The organism is Pontibacter chinhatensis (assembly GCF_900113285.1).
Lineage (GTDB): Bacteria > Bacteroidota > Bacteroidia > Cytophagales > Hymenobacteraceae > Pontibacter > Pontibacter chinhatensis.
Genome location: NZ_FOOT01000001.1, coordinates 238,934 through 261,315 on the forward strand (window position 1 = coordinate 238,934; position 22,382 = coordinate 261,315).

At 50.7% G+C, this 22,382-nt stretch carries 16 protein-coding genes and 2 tRNA genes; 15 read left to right on the top strand and 3 right to left on the bottom strand.

What is annotated here, in order from left to right; genetic code table 11:
• Positions 1-12: 12 nt before the first annotated feature.
• From BM040_RS00995 to BM040_RS01010, 4 genes are all read left to right on the top strand, one after another.
• Positions 13-2,067: a DUF349 domain-containing protein gene (locus BM040_RS00995; RefSeq protein ID WP_092098137.1), complete on the top strand. Its 2,055-nt coding sequence runs from the start codon at positions 13-15 to the stop codon at positions 2,065-2,067.
• Between the two features lie 130 nt (positions 2,068-2,197).
• Positions 2,198-2,270 (top strand) — tRNA-Thr (locus BM040_RS01000).
• 104 nt (positions 2,271-2,374) lie between these two features.
• Positions 2,375-2,447: transfer RNA gene (locus BM040_RS01005), tRNA-Thr, on the top strand.
• A gap of 152 nt (positions 2,448-2,599) precedes the next feature.
• A complete protein-coding gene (locus BM040_RS01010) occupies positions 2,600-3,766 on the top strand; it encodes a hypothetical protein (protein ID WP_092098139.1) in 1,167 nt (388 codons plus the stop codon).
• Positions 3,767-3,814: 48 nt separating this feature from the next.
• On the opposite strand, the gene BM040_RS01015 is transcribed toward BM040_RS01010, so the two are convergent.
• Positions 3,815-4,852, bottom strand: coding sequence for a potassium channel family protein (locus tag BM040_RS01015; RefSeq protein WP_092098141.1), 1,038 nt, complete (start codon positions 4,850-4,852; stop codon positions 3,815-3,817).
• A gap of 158 nt (positions 4,853-5,010) precedes the next feature.
• On the opposite strand from BM040_RS01015, the gene BM040_RS01020 reads away from it, so the two are divergent.
• The 5 genes from BM040_RS01020 (at position 5,011) to BM040_RS01035 (ending at position 11,070) form a co-directional block, all read left to right on the top strand.
• On the top strand, positions 5,011-6,033 hold the full coding sequence (locus BM040_RS01020) for a metal-dependent hydrolase (RefSeq protein WP_092098143.1): 1,023 nt from the start codon (positions 5,011-5,013) through the stop codon (positions 6,031-6,033).
• Positions 6,034-6,099: 66 nt separating this feature from the next.
• The gene (locus tag BM040_RS01025; RefSeq protein ID WP_092098145.1) at positions 6,100-6,870 is read left to right on the top strand and encodes an SDR family oxidoreductase; all 771 of its coding nucleotides are present in this window, start codon (positions 6,100-6,102) and stop codon (positions 6,868-6,870) included.
• A gap of 133 nt (positions 6,871-7,003) precedes the next feature.
• Entirely contained in the window at positions 7,004-7,246 is a 243-nt protein-coding gene (locus tag BM040_RS21525) for a hypothetical protein (RefSeq protein ID WP_139217735.1), read from the top strand.
• 74 nt (positions 7,247-7,320) lie between these two features.
• The gene (gyrA, locus tag BM040_RS01030; protein WP_092098147.1) at positions 7,321-9,870 is read left to right on the top strand and encodes a DNA gyrase subunit A; all 2,550 of its coding nucleotides are present in this window, start codon (positions 7,321-7,323) and stop codon (positions 9,868-9,870) included.
• A 69-nt stretch (positions 9,871-9,939) separates the two neighbouring features.
• Positions 9,940-11,070: a tetratricopeptide repeat protein gene (locus BM040_RS01035; protein ID WP_092098149.1), complete on the top strand. Its 1,131-nt coding sequence runs from the start codon at positions 9,940-9,942 to the stop codon at positions 11,068-11,070.
• Between the two features lie 251 nt (positions 11,071-11,321).
• On the opposite strand, the gene BM040_RS01040 is transcribed toward BM040_RS01035, so the two are convergent.
• Positions 11,322-12,614, bottom strand: coding sequence for a hypothetical protein (locus BM040_RS01040; protein WP_092098151.1), 1,293 nt, complete (start codon positions 12,612-12,614; stop codon positions 11,322-11,324).
• 333 nt (positions 12,615-12,947) lie between these two features.
• On the opposite strand from BM040_RS01040, the gene BM040_RS01045 reads away from it, so the two are divergent.
• The 5 genes from BM040_RS01045 to BM040_RS01065 all read left to right on the top strand — a co-directional run bounded on the left by BM040_RS01045 (position 12,948) and on the right by BM040_RS01065 (position 18,604).
• Positions 12,948-14,384, top strand: coding sequence for a M48 family metalloprotease (locus tag BM040_RS01045; RefSeq protein WP_092098153.1), 1,437 nt, complete (start codon positions 12,948-12,950; stop codon positions 14,382-14,384).
• A gap of 236 nt (positions 14,385-14,620) precedes the next feature.
• Complete coding sequence (locus BM040_RS01050; protein ID WP_092098155.1) at positions 14,621-15,652, top strand: N-acetylmuramoyl-L-alanine amidase family protein; 1,032 nt, start codon at positions 14,621-14,623, stop codon at positions 15,650-15,652.
• Between the two features lie 201 nt (positions 15,653-15,853).
• On the top strand, positions 15,854-16,270 hold the full coding sequence (locus BM040_RS01055; protein ID WP_092098157.1) for a DUF4625 domain-containing protein: 417 nt from the start codon (positions 15,854-15,856) through the stop codon (positions 16,268-16,270).
• A 158-nt stretch (positions 16,271-16,428) separates the two neighbouring features.
• A complete protein-coding gene (locus BM040_RS01060; protein WP_092098158.1) occupies positions 16,429-17,691 on the top strand; it encodes a CYP152 family fatty-acid peroxygenase CypC in 1,263 nt (420 codons plus the stop codon).
• Between the two features lie 310 nt (positions 17,692-18,001).
• Positions 18,002-18,604 carry a hypothetical protein gene (locus tag BM040_RS01065; protein ID WP_092099420.1) on the top strand — a complete coding sequence of 201 codons (603 nt, stop codon included), beginning with the start codon at positions 18,002-18,004 and terminating at the stop codon, positions 18,602-18,604.
• 55 nt (positions 18,605-18,659) lie between these two features.
• On the opposite strand, the gene BM040_RS01070 is transcribed toward BM040_RS01065, so the two are convergent.
• Positions 18,660-19,928, bottom strand: a complete 1,269-nt coding sequence (locus BM040_RS01070; protein ID WP_092098160.1) for an alkaline phosphatase family protein — start codon at positions 19,926-19,928, stop codon at positions 18,660-18,662.
• A gap of 196 nt (positions 19,929-20,124) precedes the next feature.
• On the opposite strand from BM040_RS01070, the gene BM040_RS01075 reads away from it, so the two are divergent.
• On the top strand, positions 20,125-21,501 hold the full coding sequence (locus tag BM040_RS01075; protein WP_092098162.1) for an MBL fold metallo-hydrolase RNA specificity domain-containing protein: 1,377 nt from the start codon (positions 20,125-20,127) through the stop codon (positions 21,499-21,501).
• Positions 21,502-22,382: the final 881 nt, after the last annotated feature.

Sequence of the window (22,382 nt, forward strand, 5' to 3'; positions counted from 1 at the left end):
AACAAGCTAGACATGACAACTGATAAAGAGCATATGGACACCACCGGAGCTGAGGCTAACAAGCCAGAGAACAAGGCAACAGCCGATGATCAAAACCAGGTTACGCCAAAGCAGGAACCTGCCACAGAGGAAACCACTGCCGAGGCAGGGCCGGAGGTACCGAAGGAGGAGCAGCCTGAGGTAAAACCAGAATTGGCAACGGACGAGGAGGAAGCCTCTACCGAGCAGATAACAGAAACCTTTGCCGAGGCCAATACCAACGTCACCGAGCCGGCAGCGCAGCCTACTGACACAACGGACGCTGCCACTGCTACGCCTGATCATCACGATGAGGAGGAGTATGAGGAGGATGACCATACCGACTATAGCCAACTCACGCAGGAAGAGCTGCGCCAGCGCCTGTTTGCTGCGCTTAAAAGCCCAGATGCACTCCGCAAGTATAAAACCATAAGCGAGCTTCAGAGTCAGTATGAGCTAAAGTTTCAGGCTGAAAGGCACGATGCGCTGGATAAGTTTAAGGAAGAGGGCGGCACGGAAGAAGATTTCGACTACCATACTTCCAAGGAGCACCAGGACCTGGAGAAAATGCTGGCAGCTTACCGCGAGTCGCGCTACCAGCACCGCCAAACTCAGGAAGAGCAGCGCCAGCGTAACTTGGAGCGCAAGAAAGAGCTACTGGGCAGGCTTCGGGAGTTGGTGGAGTCGGCGGAAACACGTAACAGTGGCGACGAGCTGAAGAAGCTGCAAAGCGAGTGGAAGTCCATTGGCCCGGTACCCGCCGGGGAGGCGCAGGAACTGTGGGACTCATACCACGCGCTGCTAGACATTTTCTACAACAACCGCAGCATGTTCTTCGAGCTGAAGGAACTTGACCGCAGGAGAAACCTGGAGGCCAAGTTACAGCTGATTGAGCGCGCGCAGGCGCTGCAGCAGGAGCCAAGTATAAACAAAGCCCTGCAGGAACTGCGCCACCTGCACGAGGAGTGGAAAATCATCGGCCCGGTGCCAAACGACCAGCGCGACCAGATTTGGGAGCAGTTCACGCTGGCCTCGGAGAAAGTGCATGAGCGCAGACGTGCCTACCACGAGGAGCGGTCGGTGCGTGAGCAGCAGAGCCTGGTGGTAAAGCGCGGTCTGCTGGAGCGCCTGCAGGAGTTCGCTAACTTTAACACCGACCGCATCAACGAGTGGCGCGATAAAACGGATGAAATACAGAAACTCAAAGAGGAGTGGGACAAAGCCGGACTGGTGCCCAAAGAAAATGCCGAAGAGGTAAACAAAGCCTTCTGGGGTAACTATAAAGCCTTCTTCCAACACAAGAACCAGTTCTTTAAAGCGCTGGACGAGCAGAAAATGCATAACCTGCAATTAAAGACGCAGTTATGCGAGGAAGCTGAAAGCCTGAAGGACAGCACCGACTGGGCCTCCACGAAGGAAAAACTTATTCAGCTGCAAAAGAAATGGAAGACGATAGGTCGCGTACCGGATAAATACTCCGACAAGATATGGCAGCGCTTCCGTTCGGCCTGTAACGAGTTCTTCGACCGCAAGCAGGCGCAGGAACAGCACAAGGCCGCTGAACTGGAAAAACTTTCTGCTGAGAAAATGGCTATCTGCGATAAGGTGGCCGATAAGCTTTCGCAGCCGAGCGCTACCGGATCAGTAGAGGAGTTCCAGAGCCTGGTGGAGCAATGGCGGGAGACCGACAAAGACAACAGGCGCACCAGCCCGAAAGCGGAGGACAAATTTATACAGCTGATGGAGCGCTACCTTGAGCGCGTGCCGGAGCTTAGCCTGGACGAGCGGACCGATATGCTGGTGAAGCTGCAGGTAGAGCGCATCAAGCACAGCCCGGATGCCAGCCAGAAGCTGTACCAGCGCGAGAACACGCTCCGCCGCGAGATTTCCCAGCTGCAGAACGACATCCAGACGCTGCGAACCAACATCGAGTTCTTTGCCCGCTCGAAGAATGCCGACAAGCTGCGCGAGGAGTATGAAGGCCGCATTGCCGATGCCCAAAAACGCATCGCGCACCTGCAGCATCAACTGGATGCGTACAGAGGCTAAATTTTTTTCTCCTGACTCTCAATTTTTTAGAGAGGGTCAGGAGAAAAAAGTGAAGCGGGTATTTGCAGAATTAAATCTAAGCTATACCTTTGCATCGCTTTAACACAATAAAGCAACACAAAAAGAGTAAGCCTCCTTAGCTCAGCTGGTAGAGCAACTGACTTGTAATCAGTAGGTCGCTGGTTCGATCCCGGCAGGGGGCTCTTTTTTAGATTTGCAGATTAACTAATGTGCAGATTTGAAAATTAAATTTGGAGCCTGAGGTTGAATGCCTCATTTCAGATTTACCACCTTCAAATTAGTGCATGCCTCCTTAGCTCAGCTGGTAGAGCAACTGACTTGTAATCAGTAGGTCGCTGGTTCGATCCCGGCAGGGGGCTCAAAAACGGAAAAGCCCTCAGAGAAATCTGAGGGCTTTTTTCATGTTTATACTTTTTGCTTTCCCATACTTTATCCGGCGCCTTTAGTCCAGGCAGTTTTTCTTTTTTACGCGGATAATGGTTTATTTAGCACTTCCTTTTTAACGCATACTATGAAACTGATAGAGGTAAACACGCCCGAGCTTGCCCAGGAGTTCCTGATGCTGCAGGTGCGGATGTATAAAAACGACCCTAACTATATTCGCCCGCTGGACAAGGACGTTCATAACGTTTTTGACCCTGCCAAGAACAAACTGCTCCGCGACGGAGAGGCGATCCGCTGGATACTGCAGGACGAGAAAGGCAAATCTGTAGGCCGTGTGGCCGCTTTCATCAATAAACGCACTGCCAAAGCTGCAGAGCAGCCCACAGGGGGCATGGGCTTCTTCGACTGCATCAACGACCAGGAAGCTGCCAACATGCTGCTCGACGCCTGCCGCGAATGGCTAAAGGAGCGCGGCATGGAAGCCATGGATGGCCCGATTAACTTTGGGGAGCGCGATAAGTGGTGGGGGGTGCTGCTGGATGGCTTTTACGAGCCGACGTATTGCATGCCCTATAACTTCCCCTACTATCAGCAGTTGTTGGAGAACTATGGTTTCCAGCTATACTTTAAGCAGTACACGTACTACCGCAAAATAGACGAAGAGATTCCGGAGAAGTACCGGGCTAAGGCCGAGCGCGTGCTGGCCGATGAGAACTACCACTTCCGTCACCTCGACAAAAAGCAACTTGGCAGGTTTACGAACGACTTCCGGGAAGTATACAACAAGGGTTGGGCCAAGCACGAGGGCGTGAAGGCTATGACTGAGGCCCAGGCTGCCGCCATTATGAGGCAGCTGAAGCCTATCCTGGACGAGCGCATCATGTGGTTCGCCTACTACAACAATGAGCCGGTGGGCTTTTTTATCGCTATCCCGGAACTGAACCAGCTCTTCAAGTATAACAACGGCAAGCTGGATTTATGGGGCAAGCTAAAGTTCCTGTTCAACCGCTGGAGGGGCGCCTGCAAAACCATGTACGGCATCGTGTTTGGCATCACCCCGGAGCACCAGGGCAAGGGCGTGGAGGCCGCTATGATCGTGTCTGCCGGCAAAGTGGTTATCGGAAACCCGAGAATCCCTTACTACGACCTGCAGATGAACTGGATCGGCGACTTTAACCCCAAGATGATGCGCCTGGTAGAGCAAATCGGTGGCAGGATTTATAAAACGCACGCCACTTACCGCTACCTCTTCGATAGAAACAAAGAGTTTGTGCGCGCCAAGATTATGCACTAAACAAGTACAGCACGAGCCCCGGTAAAGTATAAGCCGGGGCTCGTCGCTTTAACGCAAGCTGCGCAGATCCAAATCGGTGTTGAATTTAGGTTTCGATACCTCTTCCCATTCCCAGCCCAGGTACTGAAGCATCGCAAGCAAAAGTTTCCGGCGCTTGGCGACTTCCTCCGGCAGCTTCTCCTCCTGCAGCTGTAGCGGAACCCCAGCCTCCTTTAGCTGCTTCAAGTCCAGGTGCGGTTTATCTGGGTCTTCCGGTGTTGGCGTGATGGCGGTAAGCGACTCTAAGAACGTGGTGATGGCGTGGCGCACCGGCACCAGCGACTGGTCTGATGGCCGTTTTTCCTTGGGCACATACAAAAGCAGGATGGTAAGGGCCTCATCTAAAGCGACCAGGTTTAGCAACAGCGCTACCGATCTATCAGCGTGGTAAAAGTAATGCAGCAGCGGATAGGCTAAGTGCAGCTGTCCCTGCTTTGCCACTGGCTGGGCCAATCCACTTAGGTGCTGCTCAAGGCTTTTAAAATCTTCTCCATTCCAGCTGTTTAGCAGCATCTGTTGCGGACTATCGCCTATAGCAGCAATGTCTATACTCAACGACCTGCGCTCGGTTGTAGCCGAAAGGATAGGCACCATATAGGTGATTGCCGTGGTGATGAGCACGAGCCCCGTAAAAGAAATGAAAGCCGTCAGAATTCGCCAGGTTTGGGTGCCTCCCTTAAAATCGCCGTTGCCCAGCGTGGAGAGGGTGTATCCTGTAAAGTATATCCTGTCCCAGCTATCGGCCGGAACCTCTGTGGTGCTATCCACCACGGCTTTTGCGTCAGAAAGATACAGCAGCGTATAGCCCGCCCATAGCAGAAGCAACCAACTAAGAATGGTGCTCATGATGATGACAATGCCTGCCCCACGAAATGCCTTGCGGGTTTTCAGAAGGTTGCTTGCGCCGAGGAACAGCCGCCATAGGAACGAAGATAGGGAATTGCTCACCGGTCCCGCGCCACGCGGCGCAAAAGTGGTGTACAGTAAATCATAAATCCCTAAGCCGATAATTAAGATACCCAGAACCAGGTAAAGCGTTTCACTCATAAAGTATGAAGCTCTGTTTTGCCTTGGCAGCAAGCCAGCTTGTTTATACCTTTACAGGATGGGCCTGGTTGCAAAAACCACCCAGACAGCAAAGGCATAACTTTACAGGTTGGGAGTTGTTGTAAGAGCAGTTTTGAGCAATTCTCATATTATCTCAGATGGATTCTTTAACACAGATAGTTTTAGGTGCTTCGGTGGGCGAGGCAGTAGCGGGCAGGAAACTGGGCAACAAGGCGCTGCTGTGGGGAGCCATTGCTGGCACCATTCCGGATTTGGACGTGCTCCTGAACCCGTGGCTCGACACGGTGCAGCAACTGAGTTTTCACAGGGCCGCCACGCACTCCTTCCTTTTTGCGCTTGTCATTTCGCCTATACTTGGCTGGCTGCTGCATCGGCTCTATAAAAACCAACCGGCCACCATGCGCGACTGGACGCTGCTGTTTTTCCTGGGCTTTGTAACGCACGCCCTCCTCGACAGCTGCACCACCTGGGGCACCCAACTGTTCTGGCCCTTCTCCAACTATGGCGTGGCCTTCTACAACATCTTTGTGGTGGATCCCCTGTACACGATGCCTTTCCTGGCGCTTGTGCTTTTAGCAGCCTTCCACAACCGCCTGAGCCCAAGGCGCCGCTACCTTAACAATGCCGCCCTTGCCATTAGCTCGCTATACCTGGTGTGGTCTTTTATCGCAAAGGGCGCGGCCAACAACGTGTTCGAGCAAAGTATGGCTGCGCAAGGCGTGCCTTATACTTCCTACATCAGCAAGCCGACACCCATGAACACCGTTTTCTGGTCGGTGACAGCCAAAGGAGAGGACGGTTTTTACAATGGATTTTACTCGTTGTTGGATGAAGACAAGCAGGTAAAGTATGATTTTGAACCTCAGAACGCAGCACTGCTGGATCCGCTGCGCGGGCACCCGAAACTGGAACGCCTGCTAGAGATAACCAAAGGCTACTATACCGTGGAGCAGGACGACAACGGCGCCATACTTATCAACGACCTACGGTTCGGCAAGTTTGACGGTTGGCAGGAGAGTGGCGGCGGCTACGTGTTCGTTTACAAAGTATGGAAGGATGCGGACGGGAAGCTATGGTTTGAGGAGGTGAACAACAGGCCAAAGGTCGATCAGCAGTACCTTCAGACATACTGGAACCGCATCTTGGGCAGGTTCGTCTAAGCAGGTGCAGTTATACTTTGTCAAATCTTTCTGGTTTATACATAACATCTTTAAAGCATAACGAAAATGGCTAATAGCAGATGGGGATTGCACGGCAAAAAAGCCGTGGTTACCGGTGGATCCAAGGGCATTGGTGAGGCTACGGTAAAAGAGCTGCTGGCGCTCGGCGCCGAGGTACTTGCCGTGGCCCGCAAGCAGGAAGCGCTGGATAGTATGAAAGAGCAATTCCCCCAGGGGCTTTATACGTTGGCGGCGGATGTGAGCGAGCCAGCGGGCCGCGAGGCGGTGGCAGCCTGGGTGCAGCAGGAGTGGGGCAAGCTGGACATTCTGGTGAACAATGCCGGCACCAACATCCGCAAACCCACGGCAGACTATACATCCGAAGAGTATGACTTCATCATGCAAACCAACCTGCGGTCGGCATTTGAGCTGAACAGGCTGCTCTACCCACTGCTGCAGCAGTCGGAGCAGGGCAATATTGTGCACGTCACCTCGGTGGCCGGGCTAGTGCACGTGCGTACTGGCAGCATCTACGGTATGACGAAGGCCGCCCTGACGCAACTGACCCGCAACCTGGCCGCGGAATGGGCAAAAGACGGCATACGCGTTAATGCAGTGGCGCCCTGGTACATCAGCACACCGCTGGCGCAAACCGTGCTGCAGAACCCCGAGTTCTACAACAACGTCATCAGCCGCACGCCTCTGCAAACAATCGGAAAACCAGAGGATGTAGCCGGGGCGGTTGCCTTTCTTTGCATGCCTGCGGCGGCCTATATTACCGGCCAAACCATAGCCGTGGACGGAGGCCTCACAGTGAACGGTTTTCACCCGCTCTAAGGGTGTTTTTTAAGGCCTGAACAGGCGCTAATTAAGTGGCAGAATACTGTTTAATGTCAGCAAAAATGCTTATTTTTGTATGATATGGATTTGCGTGCGCGGCAAGTATGGCTGGCGCTCCTAATTTGAAACCATGACACATAAAAAACCACTCTTCATCCTTAGCCTCGCGCTACTCTCTGCCTCTTTAGTTTCCTGTAAACCAGCTTGTCCTATTGGCCCTTGCCAGGTGCGCATGGAGCACATCCACGGCGACACCGAGTACCGCGGCCAGCCTATCTGGAAAAAGCAGAATCCCAGGGTGGGAGAGAAGATGGACAAGGTTTCTCAGGAGAAACAGCACGTAGGACGCTCCAAAGCCAAAAATAAGGAATAAGCTATATAGGCAGTGAGGCCAATTTTGCCTAACTTGCCTTTTCTTACATACCATTTAATTTTACACCTTTTAACATGCAAGAAGGCGAAAGAATAATACCGATTAACATTGAGGACGAAATGCGCGGTGCGTATATCGACTACTCAATGTCAGTTATCATTTCAAGAGCCTTACCCGATGTTCGGGACGGATTAAAGCCTGTGCACCGTCGCGTGCTCTACGGAATGTCTGAACTGGGGGTATCCTACAACAAGCCGTATAAGAAATCTGCCCGTATCGTAGGAGAGGTGCTGGGTAAATACCACCCGCACGGCGACTCATCCGTTTACGACACCATGGTGCGTATGGCCCAGGACTGGTCCTTGCGCTACCCACTGGTAGATGGCCAGGGTAACTATGGTTCCATTGACGGCGACTCGCCGGCAGCCATGCGTTACACCGAGGCGCGCCTGAAGCGTATTGCCGACGAACTCTTGGCTGACCTGGAGAAGAACACGGTAGACTTTGTGCCGAACTTCGACGACTCGTTGAAAGAGCCGAGCGTGATGCCAGCCAAGTTCCCGAACCTGCTGGTGAACGGCACATCGGGTATTGCGGTAGGTATGGCCACCAATATGGCCCCTCACAACCTCACTGAAGTTATAAATGGCATCATCGCCTACATCGATAATAACGACATCACCATTGCCGAGCTGATGCAGTATATCACCGCACCTGACTTCCCGACGGGCGGTATTATCCACGGGTACGATGGAGTGAAAGCTGCCTTCGAAACAGGCCGTGGACGCGTGCTGATGCGTGGCCGTGCCATATTTGAGACAACCCCAAGCGGTAAGGAGCAGATCATCGTTACTGAGATCCCTTACATGGTGAACAAAGCTTCGCTGATAGAGAAGACAGCCGCGCTTGTAAACGAGAAAAAGATAGAGGGCATTTCCGACCTGCGCGATGAGTCTGACCGCGAGGGCTTGCGCATTGTGTATGACCTGAAGCGCGATGCCATTCCGAACGTGGTGCTGAACAACCTCTACAAGTATACAGCCCTGCAGTCGTCTTTCGGGGTGAACAACGTGGCCCTGGTAAAAGGTCGCCCGATGACCCTGAACCTGAAGGACCTGATCAAGCACTTCGTAGACCACAGGCACGAGGTAGTTGTCCGCAGAACGCAGTATGAGCTGGATGAGGCCAGGAAACGCGCCCATATCCTGGAAGGCTTACTGATTGCGCTTGACAACCTGGACGAGGTAATCAACCTGATCCGCTCTTCGCGTGACCCTGAAATTGCCAGAACTGGTTTGATGGAGCGCTTTGCCCTGTCAGAAATACAGGCTCGTGCGATACTTGACATGCGTCTGCAGCGCCTTACCGGCCTGGAGCGTGACAAAATCCAGCAGGAGTACCAGGAGATCATGAAGCTGATCGATTACCTGACTTCTGTGCTTAACGACGAAGGTCTCCGTATGCAGATCATCAAGGACGAGCTTACCGAGATAAAAGATCGTTATGGTGATGTGCGTCGTACGAGCATTGAGGCCAGCACAGGCGACATCTCCTACGAAGACATGATCCCGGAGGAGAACATGGTAATCACCATCTCCCATGAAGGCTACATCAAACGCACTTCGCTGAGTGAGTACCGCAGCCAGAGCCGTGGCGGCGTGGGCTCCAGAGGGGTGGCCGCTTCCAAGGAGAGCGATTTCACTGAGCACCTGTTCATTGCCAATACGCACCACCACATGCTGTTCTTTACAGAATTCGGGCGCGTATTCTGGCTTAAAGTATATGAGATTCCGGAAGGAGGGAAGACAACCAAAGGACGGGCTATTCAGAACCTTATCCAGATAGAGAAGGATGATAGCGTTCGCGCCGTACTGAATGTACACGACCTTAAAAACCAGGATTACGTACTCAACCACAACCTGGTCTTCATCACAGAGCAAGGCACTATCAAGAAGACCGTTCTGGAAGCATATTCACGCCCAAGAACCAACGGTATCAACGCCATCTCCATTAACGAGGGCGACCGCCTGCTGGACGTGCAGCTGACAACAGGTAACAGCGAGATTGTGATCGCGCTGGAGTCGGGTAGGGCCATTCGCTTTAACGAGTCGCATGTGCGCCCAATGGGCCGTCCGGCGGCGGGTGTGCGTGCCGTAACCCTGGCCGGACCTGACGACAAGGTAGTTGGTATGGTTTGTGTAGAGAATGAGAGCACGAACCTGCTGGTGGTGTCGGAGCATGGCTACGGCAAGCGCTCACCGCTGGAAGAGTATCGCATTACCAACCGTGGTGGTAAAGGTGTTAAGACACTGAACATCACCGATAAAACGGGTAAACTCGTTGCGATAAAAGGCGTAACGGATACAGACGACCTGATGATCATCAACAGGTCTGGTATCACGATTCGCCTCCACGTGAATGAGCTGCGCGTAATGGGCCGTGCCACACAAGGGGTGCGCCTGATTAAGCTAATGGAAGGAGATCAGATCTCATCGGTGGCAAAAGTGGAAGTGGAGCCGGAGGAAGATGTTGAAGAAATGGTGCTGGAGCAGTCTGAGCTTGCGCCTGATGATTCGCTGCAGCCGGACACCATGATAGACCCTGAAACCACTGACGAAGTATAAACCAGTACTTACGGCTTATTTCTCAAGTATAAATACATTTAAGCAAACAACACAAACCATTATCTACGTATGAAAAAAGTTCTTTTGACAGCCTTAGTAGCCGGTACCATTTCGGTTGCAAGCGCCCAGAACTCGGCTGTGAACAGTGCAGTCCTGAACCATAAGAATGGTACGCTTGACAAGGCACTGGCTGACATCGAGAAGGCGACAGAGCATAAAAAAACAAAAGACAAAGCTAAAACATGGTTCTACCGTGGTGTTATCTACCAAGACATGATCGGCAACCCGATTTATGGCAAGTTGACGGATGAGAACACACCAATGGTAATCCTGGAGTCTTTTGACAAAACGGTGGAGCTGGATGGCCAGAATGGCGAGTTTGCCAAGCAGGTACCAGAGCGCAAGCAAATGCTGTACGGTCAGGTGCTGAACCAGGCGGTTGAATTTCACAACAACCAGGATTGGGCCAATGCCATTGAAAAGTATGAACTGGCACACAAAATCAGCCCGGAGGATACTACGGCCGTGCTTTATGCAGCCTATGCTTCAACCGCTGACAACAAGTATGACCAGGCTATCGGCTTCTACGATGAGCTCCTGAAAATGGGCCACAAAACAGAGGACGTGTACAAAGCCAAAGTACAGCTGCAGCAGGCAACTGAAGCGAGCGATGACGCAGTAATGGCAACGCTGGCTGATGGCCTGAAAGCGCACCCGAACAGTGTGTACCTGATGCAGGAAGAGCTGAAGTACTACCTGAAGAACGACCGTGCTGATGAGGCGCTTGCCAGACTTGACAACGCTATCGCCGCGGATCCTAAAAACGCCAGCCTTTACGCTGTAAAAGGCAACCTGCTGGAGCGCAAGAAGGATTTGGAAGGTGCAACACAGGTTTACAAAAAAGCCATCGAGATTGATCCTAACAACTTCGACGCTTACTACAACTTGGGTGTGATGGAGTACAACAAAGGCGCTGAGGTAAACAACAAGGCTGCCAAGATGGACTACAGAACATACCAGAAACAAGGAAAGGCTTTAGAGGCTACTGCTAAGAAGCATTATCAGGAAGCGTTGCCATACTTTGAGAAAGCGCACCAGATTCAGCCGGAAGACAAATCTACTATCCAGAACCTGGTAAACATTTATACTCGTTTAGGTCGTAAAGCCGACGCTGAGAAACTGTCTGCTAAGCTTAACTAAGAAGTTGATTTAACGAATTAGAGAAGGAGAGGCTGTCAAGCTTCTCCTTTTTTGTTTTTAATGGGCTTTACGAGCATGCTTAACCTTGAAAGTGGTGTATGAGGTAGGGCAGAAGCCACCTCAGATGTACCTCGCCAGCTATAGTTAGTTATTGAAATCAAAGCCCTTTATTGCGGGAGCAACAAAGGGCTTTTTTCTATTTTAAACTTTTAAGATGCCAGCCTAATGCTTAACACCTAAACTTGGAGCGGTTAATAGTAGCTCGTGTACCTTATGTATTCTTTCAATTCTTTTCTCTTCATGGCGTCAGGGTTAAAAGTATACTTTAAGTAATCGTGGTAAGTATAACCAGAAGCTTTTACCCATTGCGAATTACTTAACTTCAACGTAGACAAGTCCTTATTCTTCAATAGGTTATTTTTCATTTTCTCCAGGTGTCCGTCCTGTGCATTAATGGATTCTATAGTGGCTGGCCCATACACTATCCAACTTGCATCAAGTATTTTTCTGTCTGAAGAATGGAACGTAAACGCATAGTGCGTGGGCTTTTCTGCACCGGTACTTACCTTAATATCTTTCAAGCCATTATTTGCTACCGTATAATCTGGCTTTTTGATAAATGAGAGATCCGATGGCAATTCCTGGAGGAACTTGTAATAAAAATATTCGTTTTGGTCTTTATCCTTAAATGAGGCAGTTAACTCATAGTCCTCAAATAAGCCAGCAGGGTACATTATATCATCCGTAATCGGATTTATCAGAAGCGGGCTGGTCTTTGCCTTAATAGTGTTGTATACCTGCAGTGGGTTCAGGAAATTGCCTTTGGTGCGATGGCCCATCAGGTTGAAGAAAGTTAGGTCTAGTCCCTGTGGTTTTACGAAATTATGCCTTGTAAGCTCTCCAGCTTCTGCAAAATCAACCACAGCATTATCTGTTTCAACTTCTGCGTAGATATACTTTCCTAAATCAAAGAGCAGTAACAACGTCTGAGTAGAAGGCACTATTCTATTGTACTGGATAGCAATATCTCTGGAAGCACTCGAAGTACCTGCGCTGAGAATGCCCGCTTTGGTTGACATGAAGCCAAAGCCCCCAAAGTTTTTGGGGAGATTGGTAAACCTCATGTTGCTTGGTACTTCAGAATCGACCTGGTAGTAGTTTTTAGTATACTCCAGACTTTCATTGATTATCCAATTGTTAGGATTAACCTGCAGGAAAGTTCTAATCAAGTAGTACTCAGGCTGAAGGTTGGAACTGTTGCGTGTAATGGTTGACACGTTAAACTTGTCATCTTCAGAAGCAACCTGAAGCGAATGCTTGGCAGAAGCAGCCAAGAGCGTATCAAGCAAGACCGTGCCGTCAACCTTAGAGACGATTAACTCAAACTGTGAAGTAGTTTCAAAGGCCGGTGTGAAGCTTAACTCGAAGTTCACCTTTGGAGTCTCTTTCGGTGGAGTTGAGGAATCAGGCTGAGGTGCTTTATCTTTTTCGCAACTCCACAAGGAAAAGGATAGAAGGGACAATAATAGTAACTGTCGTTTCATACAAATAAAGTTTGAGTTCAATAGCTATTCAATATATAGATTTTACGACTATATATGGTATGATGCGGGTATATCTATTTACTATTTAACATAATATAAATTATAAGACTTATAATGTACGATGAAAATCATCTATTTTAAGTGTCACTCATAATGTACTTTATGTTAAATAGAAAAACATATTTCAGAAGATGGACAATTGTCGCAGCTACCGAATAACAACAAACCGGGAACGGCAAATCTGCAACTAATCGAATTGCTGCACCGTTCAAAACAAATATATAACATCCTTATATAGGCTTCTATTAAGGAGGAATTTCAGACTAAGGAACTATGAAAAAATATATGTTTAGTGCAGCAATGGCTGGTGTGCTGTTGCTGTTTAATTTCTGTGCCACCAACCCCGTCACCGGCAAAAAGGACATTGTGCTGATGTCTGAGGAACAGGAAATTGCCTTGGGTGCGCAGTCCGATCCGGCTGTACTGGCTCAATTTGGGTTGTATGAGGACAAAGCGCTGCAACAGTTTATCCAGCAAAAAGGCCAGGCCATGGCGGCTGTCTCGCATAGGCCCAACTTAAAGTATGAGTTTAAGGTGGTGGACTCCCCCGTGATTAACGCCTTTGCCTTGCCGGGTGGTTATGTATACTTTACGCGGGGCATTATGGCGCACTTCAACAACGAGGCGCAGTTTGCCGGTGTACTTGGGCATGAGATCGGCCACATTACAGCGCGCCACTCGGTGCAGCAGCAATCCAAGAGCACCTTGGCCCAGCTAGGCCTTATTACCGGTATGATTATCTCGCCTGAACTTGCGCAGATGGGCAATGAACTCTCCCAGGGTCTTGGCTTGCTTTTCCTCAAGTTTGGGCGCGACGATGAGCGCGAGTCTGATGAGCTTGGTGTTGAGTATTCGTCTAAAATTGGCTACGACGCCTCTCAGATGGCCGATTTTTTTCAGACGCTGCAGCGGCAGCAGGAAAGCAGCGGCCAGATGATACCGGACTTTCTCTCCACGCACCCTAACCCCGCTGACCGCTATGCCACCGTTCACAAGCTGGCCGAGGACTGGAAGAAAAAGGAAAACCTGACAAACGCCAAAGTTGGCCGCGATAGCTACCTGAAATTGATTGACGGTATTGTGTATGGTGAAGATCCCCGGCAAGGTTTCGTAGAGAACAGTGTGTTCTATCACCCGGAACTCAAGTTTAAATTCCCGGTGCCTTCGGGCTGGGCGTATCAAAACTCCCCACAGGTTTTCCAGATGGCCCCTCAGGATGGCAGTGCAATGATGAACCTGATGCTTGTGCCTGGCGATAACCTGGAAGCAGCCGCTCAAACATTGCTCAAGAACTTTAACCTGGAGCCAGTTGAGTCAAAGAGTGTTACAGTGAATGGGCTGCCCGCTATTGCTGTGGTAGCTGATCAGAAACAGGAACAACAGGTAATCCGCACCCTGACTTATATTATCCGCTATGGCAACTATAATTATAGCCTCATGGGTATTACCACTGCCAACAACTTCAATAATTACTTTCAGACATTCTCCAACACCATGCAGAATTTCGCCGAGCTCACCGAGCCTGACAAACTAAACCGTAAGCCGGAGCGCATTCGCATTATTACTGTGCCACAGAGCGCAACCTTGTCGCAGGTGCTGCAGAACAACAACATTAAACAGGACCGCCTGGAAGAATTCGCTGTCCTGAACGGCATGCAGCTTTCCGATCGCGTGGAAAAAGGGACGTTGCTGAAGGTGGTGTCTCAGTGATAAACTCCTCTTTCTTATACTTTCAAGGCCTCCTGATGGGAGGCCTTTTTTACGACTGGCTTGCCCCTCTCCTATGCATGCATTTCAGCTGCCTAACGCGCTTTACTTAAGGTTTCTGTGTGTTTATTTTTAAAAAAGTATAAATTTATAGTTTCATAGCTTTCAGAGCTACGGCAAGTATAATTTTTCCACTGCCAGTTCGTAAGAGATTATGAACGCCAAAAACTTTAGAAGCCTTGCGAAAACTATTACTGTTTATCACCCTTTTTCTTCTCTCCTCTCCCCTTTTCAGCCAAAGTCACACGGAGGTGGTTGCCGAAGCAGGCGATGGTATTTACCTGTTGCTGCGGCGCCACGGCCTGGAGCCTTCGGAGCATCTGAACTCGTTTCTGGAGTTGAACCAGGATAATTTGGGATCGAACAATAGCCTTTATGCCGGCAGAACTTACTTACTACCGACAGCTTCTGCTGGAGGTGCCGCTTCCGAGGCAACGCCTGCTGCTGCTAAGGCTGCCCCGGCAGTGCTCGTGGAGCCCCTCTTTGGCAAGAACTATGAGCGCGTTGAGGTAAAGGATAACCAATTGCAGGGAGCCGTTTTTTACTTGGTCACTGGCCACAGCGGCCCTGATCCGGGGGCTATCGGAAAGTATGGCCCCTATATGCTTAGTGAAGACGAGTATGCTTATGATGTGACCATTCGTCTGGCTCGCCGCCTCATGGAGCATGGCGCAACCGCTTACATGATCATTCAGGACCCGGATGATGGGATTCGCGATGAGCCAATCCTGAAGATGGATACAGATGAAGTTGGTTATTTTGGGAATCCTATCCCGTATGGGCAGAAGGAACGCCTGCGCAGCCGGGTTGCCGATATAAACCGACTGGCTGCCCGTCATAAAGGAGCGCATCAGCGCATGATCTCGGTGCATATTGATAGCCGCAGCCAGGGTCAGAACATCGATGTGTTTTTTTACCACCACGAAAACAGTTCAGACGGCAAGGCACTGGCGCAGCGCATTCATGAGGTCTTCACCTCTAAGTATAACCGGCACCAGCCCAACCGCGATTATTTTGGTACTGTTACGCCACGCAGCAGTTTGTACGTGATAAAGTATAGCCATCCTCCTACTGTGTTTGTGGAGCTTGGCAACATCAAAAACGACAAAGACCAACGGCGCTTCGTGATACCCAACAACAGGCAGGCATTGGCAAACTGGCTGTGCGAGGGCATTATGGCCGACTATAAAGCCAGCAGGCAAGCGAACTGATACAGAAAGGAGCACAACAGTGCTCCTTTTTTATTGCCTGAGGCTGCTCAGTAAGCTATTGCGGCACTTGTCATAACCTTAGGTAAACATCCCCGTTTAAAGTGGCTGTATTGTACTATAAGTATAGCTTAGTTTCCTGAATATTGCTATACAGCTATACAGCAAAAGTTTTTATTTCACTTATTTTAATTAATCCAAGCTATGAAGAAGTTGAATTGGTTGTTCCTGCTGTGCCTGAGTTTTGCATTTGTAGCCTGCGACGACGATGATGAGGATGTAAACTTGGACATTACGGCGCCAACCATCACCATTAGCTCCCCTACCGAAAACGCGGTTTATGCCCCAGGCGATGAAGTGGTGTTCAGAGCTAACGTTACAGATGATCAGGGCCTGGAGAACATCAAGGTTTTTGTAACTAATCCCACTGGCAGCACCAGCGAGATCGAAGATGACGACATCAGCGATTTCCTGAACGATAACCGCCAGAAGAGCCTCGACCTGAACGTGTCGCTGCCGGCCGATGCACCGGAGGGAGCCTACATTATGACGGTTGAGGCCACCGACGAGCAAGGTAACACGGCAGAGGAGTCGGTGACCATTAGCGTTGCCCTCCCCTAACAGGAAGGTATTATTTTAAACGCCTTCTATACTTAAAAACGACCGGTCCTGCATTGTAGGACCGGTCGTTTTCATTTGCACCATAACCCCATTCCTATCCCATCGTAACGCCTAACACTAAAGTTGCTGCTTGTACTATCTCTGAAAACAAACATCATATGCCTACTACCATCCCTCACGAGTCCACGTTAGACGATGCGATAAGCCTGATAAGCGAAGGATATCCCTACATCAAAAACCGTCTGGAAAAGTATAACTCCAACATTTTCGAGACACGCCTGCTCGGTGAAAAGGCCGTTTGTATACATGGCAAAGATGCGGCCCAGCTCTTCTACGACAATACCTTGTTTTGGCGCAAAAACGTGGTGCCTAAGCGGGTGCAGCAGACGTTGATGGGTAAAAATGGCGTGCAGATGTTGGATGATAAGGCGCATTACCACCGCAAGGCGTTGTTTATGTCCTTTATGTCGCGGGACAGGATAGAGGAGTTGATGCGGCTGCTGATGCGCTACTGGCGTGCCTATGCCCGCAAGTGGGAGAAGATGGACCGCGTGATATTGCTGGATGAGGCAAGTGAGATTTTCTGCCTGGCCGCCTGCCACTGGGCTGGCGTGCCGTTGAAGCCCAGTGAGGTAAGGCAGCGCGCCGAAGAGTATATGGCCATGATCTACGGATTTGGCGGCATCACGACCCGCTACTGGAGAGGCGTACAGGCCCGAAAGCGATCTGAAAGCTGGAACGAGCAGATTATAAACGATATCCGGAGCGGAAAACTTCATGTTCCGGAAAGTTCTGCAGCCTACCAGATTGCCTGGTTCCGGGATTTGGACGGAGAACTCCTGAGCACTGAGGTAGCAGCTGTGGAGCTGATGAATGTGGTGCGCCCTATCGTTGCTATCGCCACGTATGTAGCCTATTCTGCCTTGGCCCTGCACCAGCACCCCGAGCAGGAGCACAAGCTTAACACGCGCGGCGAGGAGTATCTGCAGCATTTTGTGCAGGAAGTGCGGCGCATGTATCCTTTCACGCCATTACTGGGCGCGCGGCCCCGCCACGAGTTTGAATGGAGTGGCTATACTTTTAAGGAAGGCACTCTGGTGCTGCTCGATGTGTACGGTTTGCTGCATGATCCGGAGATTTGGCCCCAGCCTGAGGAATTTAAGCCAGACAGGTTTAAGGATTGGAGCGGCAGCCCCTTTGATTTTATACCCCAGGGAGGCGGCGAATTTGACACCAACCACCGCTGTGCCGGCGAGTGGATAACCATTGAGGCCATGAAAGCCTCCCTGAAATTCCTGACCCGGGAGCTGCACTACATCGTGCCGCCCCAGAACCTGCGCGTGGATATCAGCAAGATGCCAACCAAACCTGCAAGCGGATTTGTAATAGCGGAAGTGAAGTATGTGGGCCTGAAAGTATAAGCAGCTAACAGGTTTCAGAAATTGCAGCCGCACCCTCATCTGCCTTGCGCAGAGTGGTCTTATACTACTGAGTCCGTAGCAGCTTTATACTTCAGCTGCAAGTATAAAACTGCATAGCCCTGCTAAAAACAAAAGTGCAATTACTGTAATTTATCAATTTAAACAACTTGCCACCTAAAGTTAAATTGTTGCTGATACACAATTCTTTATACTCAAATCTACCAACTTAGTACGGCCGACCTCGTTAAATTAAGTACCATTATAGTTTAAAATGGTGCAAATACTATGTTACACTTTCACGAAGAAGGCTATGAAAAAAGTATCTCTACTCATCGCATTTATTACCTTTTTAAGTTTTAGCGCCAGGGCTCAAGTTACAGAAGAAATTCAGGACAGGGCACCGCAAACATCAGCTCCGGTAGCCTATGATGCCATACAGGAGGGCAACTGGATAATCGGCGCTACCCTCGGCAATGTGGGTTTCAATTTCAAATCTGATTTCTTTTCCTTAAACATTAACCCACGCGCCGGCTACTTCATCAGCGACAATGCAGCCATCGGTACGGAAGTGCAGCTGGGGCTGGATATCTACGACGGAGGCGAGACTTTCCGCTACGGCCTGACGCCGTTTATACGTTACTACTTTCCTGAAGGCGCTTCAGCCACGGGCCGTTGGTTTGGTGAGGGCGTGGTAGGTATTGGCGGTAGCTCGGAAGAAGATAGCGAAGGTGACTCTGTTTTCTCGGGCGTGTGGGGCCTACGGGCAGGCTATGCGCACTTTATTGCGCAGCACGTAGCCCTGGAGGCTATACTTGGTTATACCCGTACCAGCGCCGATATTTCTGTCGGTAACGGCGAGTCCGGCCTGAACCTGGCCCTGGGCCTGCAGATATACTTACCCGGCGGCAGATAAGAGTTGTTAACCTGCTAAAAGTATAAGAGCCGCTAATTGCTTAGCGGCTCTTTGTTTATTTCTGTTTCAGAACTTGTTTCGAGATGTTGTCATCTCCATCTATCTTATGGCTATACTTTAACCCAAGCAGCTTGGCTACAATGTCATATACCTGCACGTTGCTGAACGAGCTTGTCTTTACGCCTTCCTTAAAGTCCGGACCCCATGCATAAAACACAGTGTGCATTTCCTTTACAGCCTGCGGGTCGTAGCCGTGCGTGCCAGGAGATGGCTTGCGGCTGGAGAAATGAAATACCTTCGGCGCATCGGTCAGCAGCAAAATATCTCCTACGCGTTTATACTTATCGGCTTTCTTACCATAGTGCAGGTGCTTGGGCAGGTTGCCTTTGGTGTATACCTGGTAAGCTCCGTTCGCCTCCCTTTTCAGCTTTTTATAGGTTGGCTTGATGGCTTTTTTGTCTTTGGCGTGAAGCTCTACTACCATGCCGCCACCCGATACCAGAAATTTAGCCGTGTCTACGGCCGCAGGCAGCGGCAAGGTGTTTTCCTGGTCTATCTGTATCATGCCGTGGTCAGACACAAACAGGTAGTTCACCGGCAGACCTGTAGCGGCCACGGCTTCGGTCAGTTGTCTCAGGCGCTCATCCAAATCCTTTACAGCCTGTGCCGTCTCTGGGGCATCCGGACCAAACCGGTGGCCGGCGTGGTCCACTTCCGGAAGGTAGAACGTTATCAGGTGCGGCCGCTGCTCTTCCGGCAGGTTCAGCCATTTTACCACGGTTTTTACACGCTCTTCAAAAGGGATGCCTTCGTTATACTTGAACCAATAGGTGGGGCGGGTATTCTGAACCGGCGCCTCGGATCCTACCCAATAGTAGCTTGCCGAAAGCATCTGGTTTTGCTCGGCCAGCACCCAAAGCGGCACGCCTCCGTACCAGTGGGCGTCCTCCACCTGCTTTCTGTCGCGCATGGAGTAGTGCTCCTGCCGCTGCGGGTCGTAAAAATAGTTGTTGATGAGCCCGTGCGTTGCCGGATACATGCCTGTTACCAATGTATAATGGTTGGGGAAGGTCTTGCTCGGGAATGATGGCACCAGCGACTCAGCCTGCACCCCCTGCTCGCGAAGCTCCTTCAGGTAGGTGGCGTTATACTTATCGGTGTAGTCGTAGCGGTAGCCATCGGCAGAAATCATGATGACATAGGGCTTCTGCATTTGCTCGGGGCTGTTCCGGCGTCCCGGCTCCACATGTTGGGCGGTGTCTACCTGCGCCCAGGCCTGCCCCGACAGCAACAGGGCAAGCATAAACAGGGTGATGCGTTTCATGCTGCAAAGGTAAGCCGAAGCCGCAAACAAAGTATAGCCCTTTTGTTATTTCACCGTTAAATAAAGTGTCTCAACGTATACCGCCATTTTCCTTATAGTTGTATTGCTTTTTATCTATATTGTTGATGCGTGTCAGCTTTTATTTACAAGCAGCTGTTTACCTTTAAGCCCATACATCCACCAATTTTAGCTAAGTATGATTCCAGAAACTGAACCGATACAATTGCAATTCTTGGGTGGCGCAGGCACCGTAACTGGGTCCAAAATACTTATCCGCACACAGCGCCACCGGGTACTGATTGACTGCGGCATGTTTCAAGGCCTGAAGCAGCTGCGTCTCCTGAACTGGGAAAAGCTTCCGGTGGATGTGGAACAGCTCGACGCGGTTATACTTACCCACGGCCACCTCGACCACTGCGGCTACCTGCCGGTGCTGGTGAAAAACGGTTATTCCGGCCCCATTCATGCCACCACCCCTACCCGCGATGTGGCTGATGTTATCCTCCGCGACAGTGCCCGCATACAGGAGGAGGACGCCACGCAGGCCAACAAGTATGGGTACACCAAGCACCGTCCTGCCCGGCCCCTTTACACGGAAGAGGACGTAGACCGCACCATGCCGCTTTTTGAAGTGCACAGCGCGGGCGAATGGGTGATACTGAACGAAGACTTCAAGTTCTGTTTCCGCAATAGCGGCCATATACTTGGCTCGGCCATCGTGGAGCTGAAGTGCCAGGGGCGTAAGTTTGTGTTCTCCGGGGACTTGGGGCGCCGGAAGCCGTTGTTGATGGACCCGCCCGCCCTGCTGCGCGACGCTGATTTTCTTGTGCTGGAGTCTACCTACGGCGACAGGCAGCACAGTCAGATTTCGGCGTATGAAGAAATGGCGGAGGTCGTGAACCATACCTATGAGAAAGGCGGCGTGCTGGTGATACCGAGCTTTGCCGTAGAGCGCGCCCAGGAACTGCTGCTAATTCTCAATACGCTGCGCGAGGAGAAAAGCATCCCTCCCATCTCCATTTACCTCGATACGCCAATGGGCATCGACGTAACCGAGCTATACCTGCACCACCGCGACTGGCACAGCCTTTCCGACAGCGAGTGCGAAACCATGATGCGCGATGTGAACGTAGTGCGCCAGTTTGAGCAGAGCCTGCGTGTGCTGGACAAAAAAGGACCTAAGATTGTGATTGCGGGCAGCGGCATGGTTACTGGAGGCCGTGTGCTTTATTACCTGGAAAGGCTGCTTGGCAATAAGCAGAACACCATCCTTTTAGTTGGGTTCCAGGCACCCGGTACCCGTGGCAACCTGCTTCGTTCCGGCTCAGACGAGCTCAAGATTCACGGCAATTATTATAAAGTCTTGGCCGAGGTAAGGCAAATCGGTTCCCTTTCAGCCCACGCCGATCAGAGTGAGCTGATGTGGTGGCTGAGCCATTTTAAGGAAGCGCCCTTTCAAACTTTCCTGAACCACGGCGAAGCGCAAGCCAGCGAGGCCCTGCGCCTTAAAATTACGGATGAGCTCAACTGGCCAGTGACCATCGCACAAATGGGGGTGACGTATGAGTTGTAAGGGTGGTTAGGCTGTTCCGGGCATTTTTGTCCGGAATCCATCATACTTAGAGTTCCGAGCCTGAGTAAGTCATACTTTTATACAACCCCATTATTTCTGGCGCAAGTCTTCAGACTTGTGTCCTATGATGGTGTCGAGTTTGCAACTTGACTGGCTTTAAAAGCCATACTTTATACTTTGGCTATACTTTTATACTTCCCCATTTATACTTTGGGTCTATACTTTCTAGCCGCTGCTTCCTTTCACTTGAACCAAGCTATCCTTATTAGCTGCCGTTCATCCTCCAGACTTACATGAGCTAATGTTGCATCTATACTTTGGAGCTCTCAAGCCCGAGAGGGCTCGCCTTCGGGCATCGCGCTGTCTACATTTCCTTTGCTCCTGACGTCGCAATTTCGCTGAAGCGAAACCGCAAATCTAGAAGGCGCTCAACCCAAAGGCTGGGAACAGTTTCGGTAGCCACGGCCATTGCTGTCATCTCGACCATCGGGAGAGATCTGGTAGGAATTCCCGATAGATCTCTTGCCCTGCTCGAGATGACAGAGAGAGTAGCAAGTATAACTGTCCCCTTGAGTACAAGCGAGAACAGGAGTTTCGAAGCTTGCGAGCAAAGCTCTATTGGGGTGTTTACAGTTGTGAACATTCATAAACAAGCTGTTTTATGGCGCGAGCGTCCACACTCGTAACGAGCTATAATTTGGGCCTCCGCCCCAGTCGGATTACAAATCCGACCTCACTAAAAAGGCACGGGTTGCAAACCCGCGCCAGCAAATGGTTGGGTGTGCAGGTTTATACTTTGTAGGGGCAGTAACTACGAAACTTATACTTCAGCACGAGTAATAACAGGCTCCCCGCCTTAAACAAGGAGGGGCAAGGGGTGG

Excerpts from the sequence above, each read along its gene's own strand:
- gyrA (WP_092098147.1), top strand. The coding sequence starts at position 7,321 with ATGCAAGAAGGCGAAAGAATAATACCGATTAACATTGAGGACGAAATG.
- BM040_RS01045 (WP_092098153.1), top strand. The coding sequence starts at position 12,948 with ATGAAAAAATATATGTTTAGTGCAGCAATGGCTGGTGTGCTGTTGCTG.
- BM040_RS01020 (WP_092098143.1), top strand. The coding sequence starts at position 5,011 with ATGGATTCTTTAACACAGATAGTTTTAGGTGCTTCGGTGGGCGAGGCA.
- BM040_RS21525 (WP_139217735.1), top strand. The coding sequence starts at position 7,004 with ATGACACATAAAAAACCACTCTTCATCCTTAGCCTCGCGCTACTCTCT.
- BM040_RS01075 (WP_092098162.1), top strand. The coding sequence starts at position 20,125 with ATGATTCCAGAAACTGAACCGATACAATTGCAATTCTTGGGTGGCGCA.
- BM040_RS01025 (WP_092098145.1), top strand. The coding sequence starts at position 6,100 with ATGGCTAATAGCAGATGGGGATTGCACGGCAAAAAAGCCGTGGTTACC.
- BM040_RS01070 (WP_092098160.1), bottom strand. The coding sequence starts at position 19,928 with ATGAAACGCATCACCCTGTTTATGCTTGCCCTGTTGCTGTCGGGGCAG.
- BM040_RS01060 (WP_092098158.1), top strand. The coding sequence starts at position 16,429 with ATGCCTACTACCATCCCTCACGAGTCCACGTTAGACGATGCGATAAGC.
- BM040_RS01065 (WP_092099420.1), top strand. The coding sequence starts at position 18,002 with ATGAAAAAAGTATCTCTACTCATCGCATTTATTACCTTTTTAAGTTTT.
- BM040_RS01035 (WP_092098149.1), top strand. The coding sequence starts at position 9,940 with ATGAAAAAAGTTCTTTTGACAGCCTTAGTAGCCGGTACCATTTCGGTT.
- BM040_RS01055 (WP_092098157.1), top strand. The coding sequence starts at position 15,854 with ATGAAGAAGTTGAATTGGTTGTTCCTGCTGTGCCTGAGTTTTGCATTT.
- BM040_RS01010 (WP_092098139.1), top strand. The coding sequence starts at position 2,600 with ATGAAACTGATAGAGGTAAACACGCCCGAGCTTGCCCAGGAGTTCCTG.
- BM040_RS01015 (WP_092098141.1), bottom strand. The coding sequence starts at position 4,852 with ATGAGTGAAACGCTTTACCTGGTTCTGGGTATCTTAATTATCGGCTTA.
- BM040_RS00995 (WP_092098137.1), top strand. The coding sequence starts at position 13 with ATGACAACTGATAAAGAGCATATGGACACCACCGGAGCTGAGGCTAAC.
- BM040_RS01040 (WP_092098151.1), bottom strand. The coding sequence starts at position 12,614 with ATGAAACGACAGTTACTATTATTGTCCCTTCTATCCTTTTCCTTGTGG.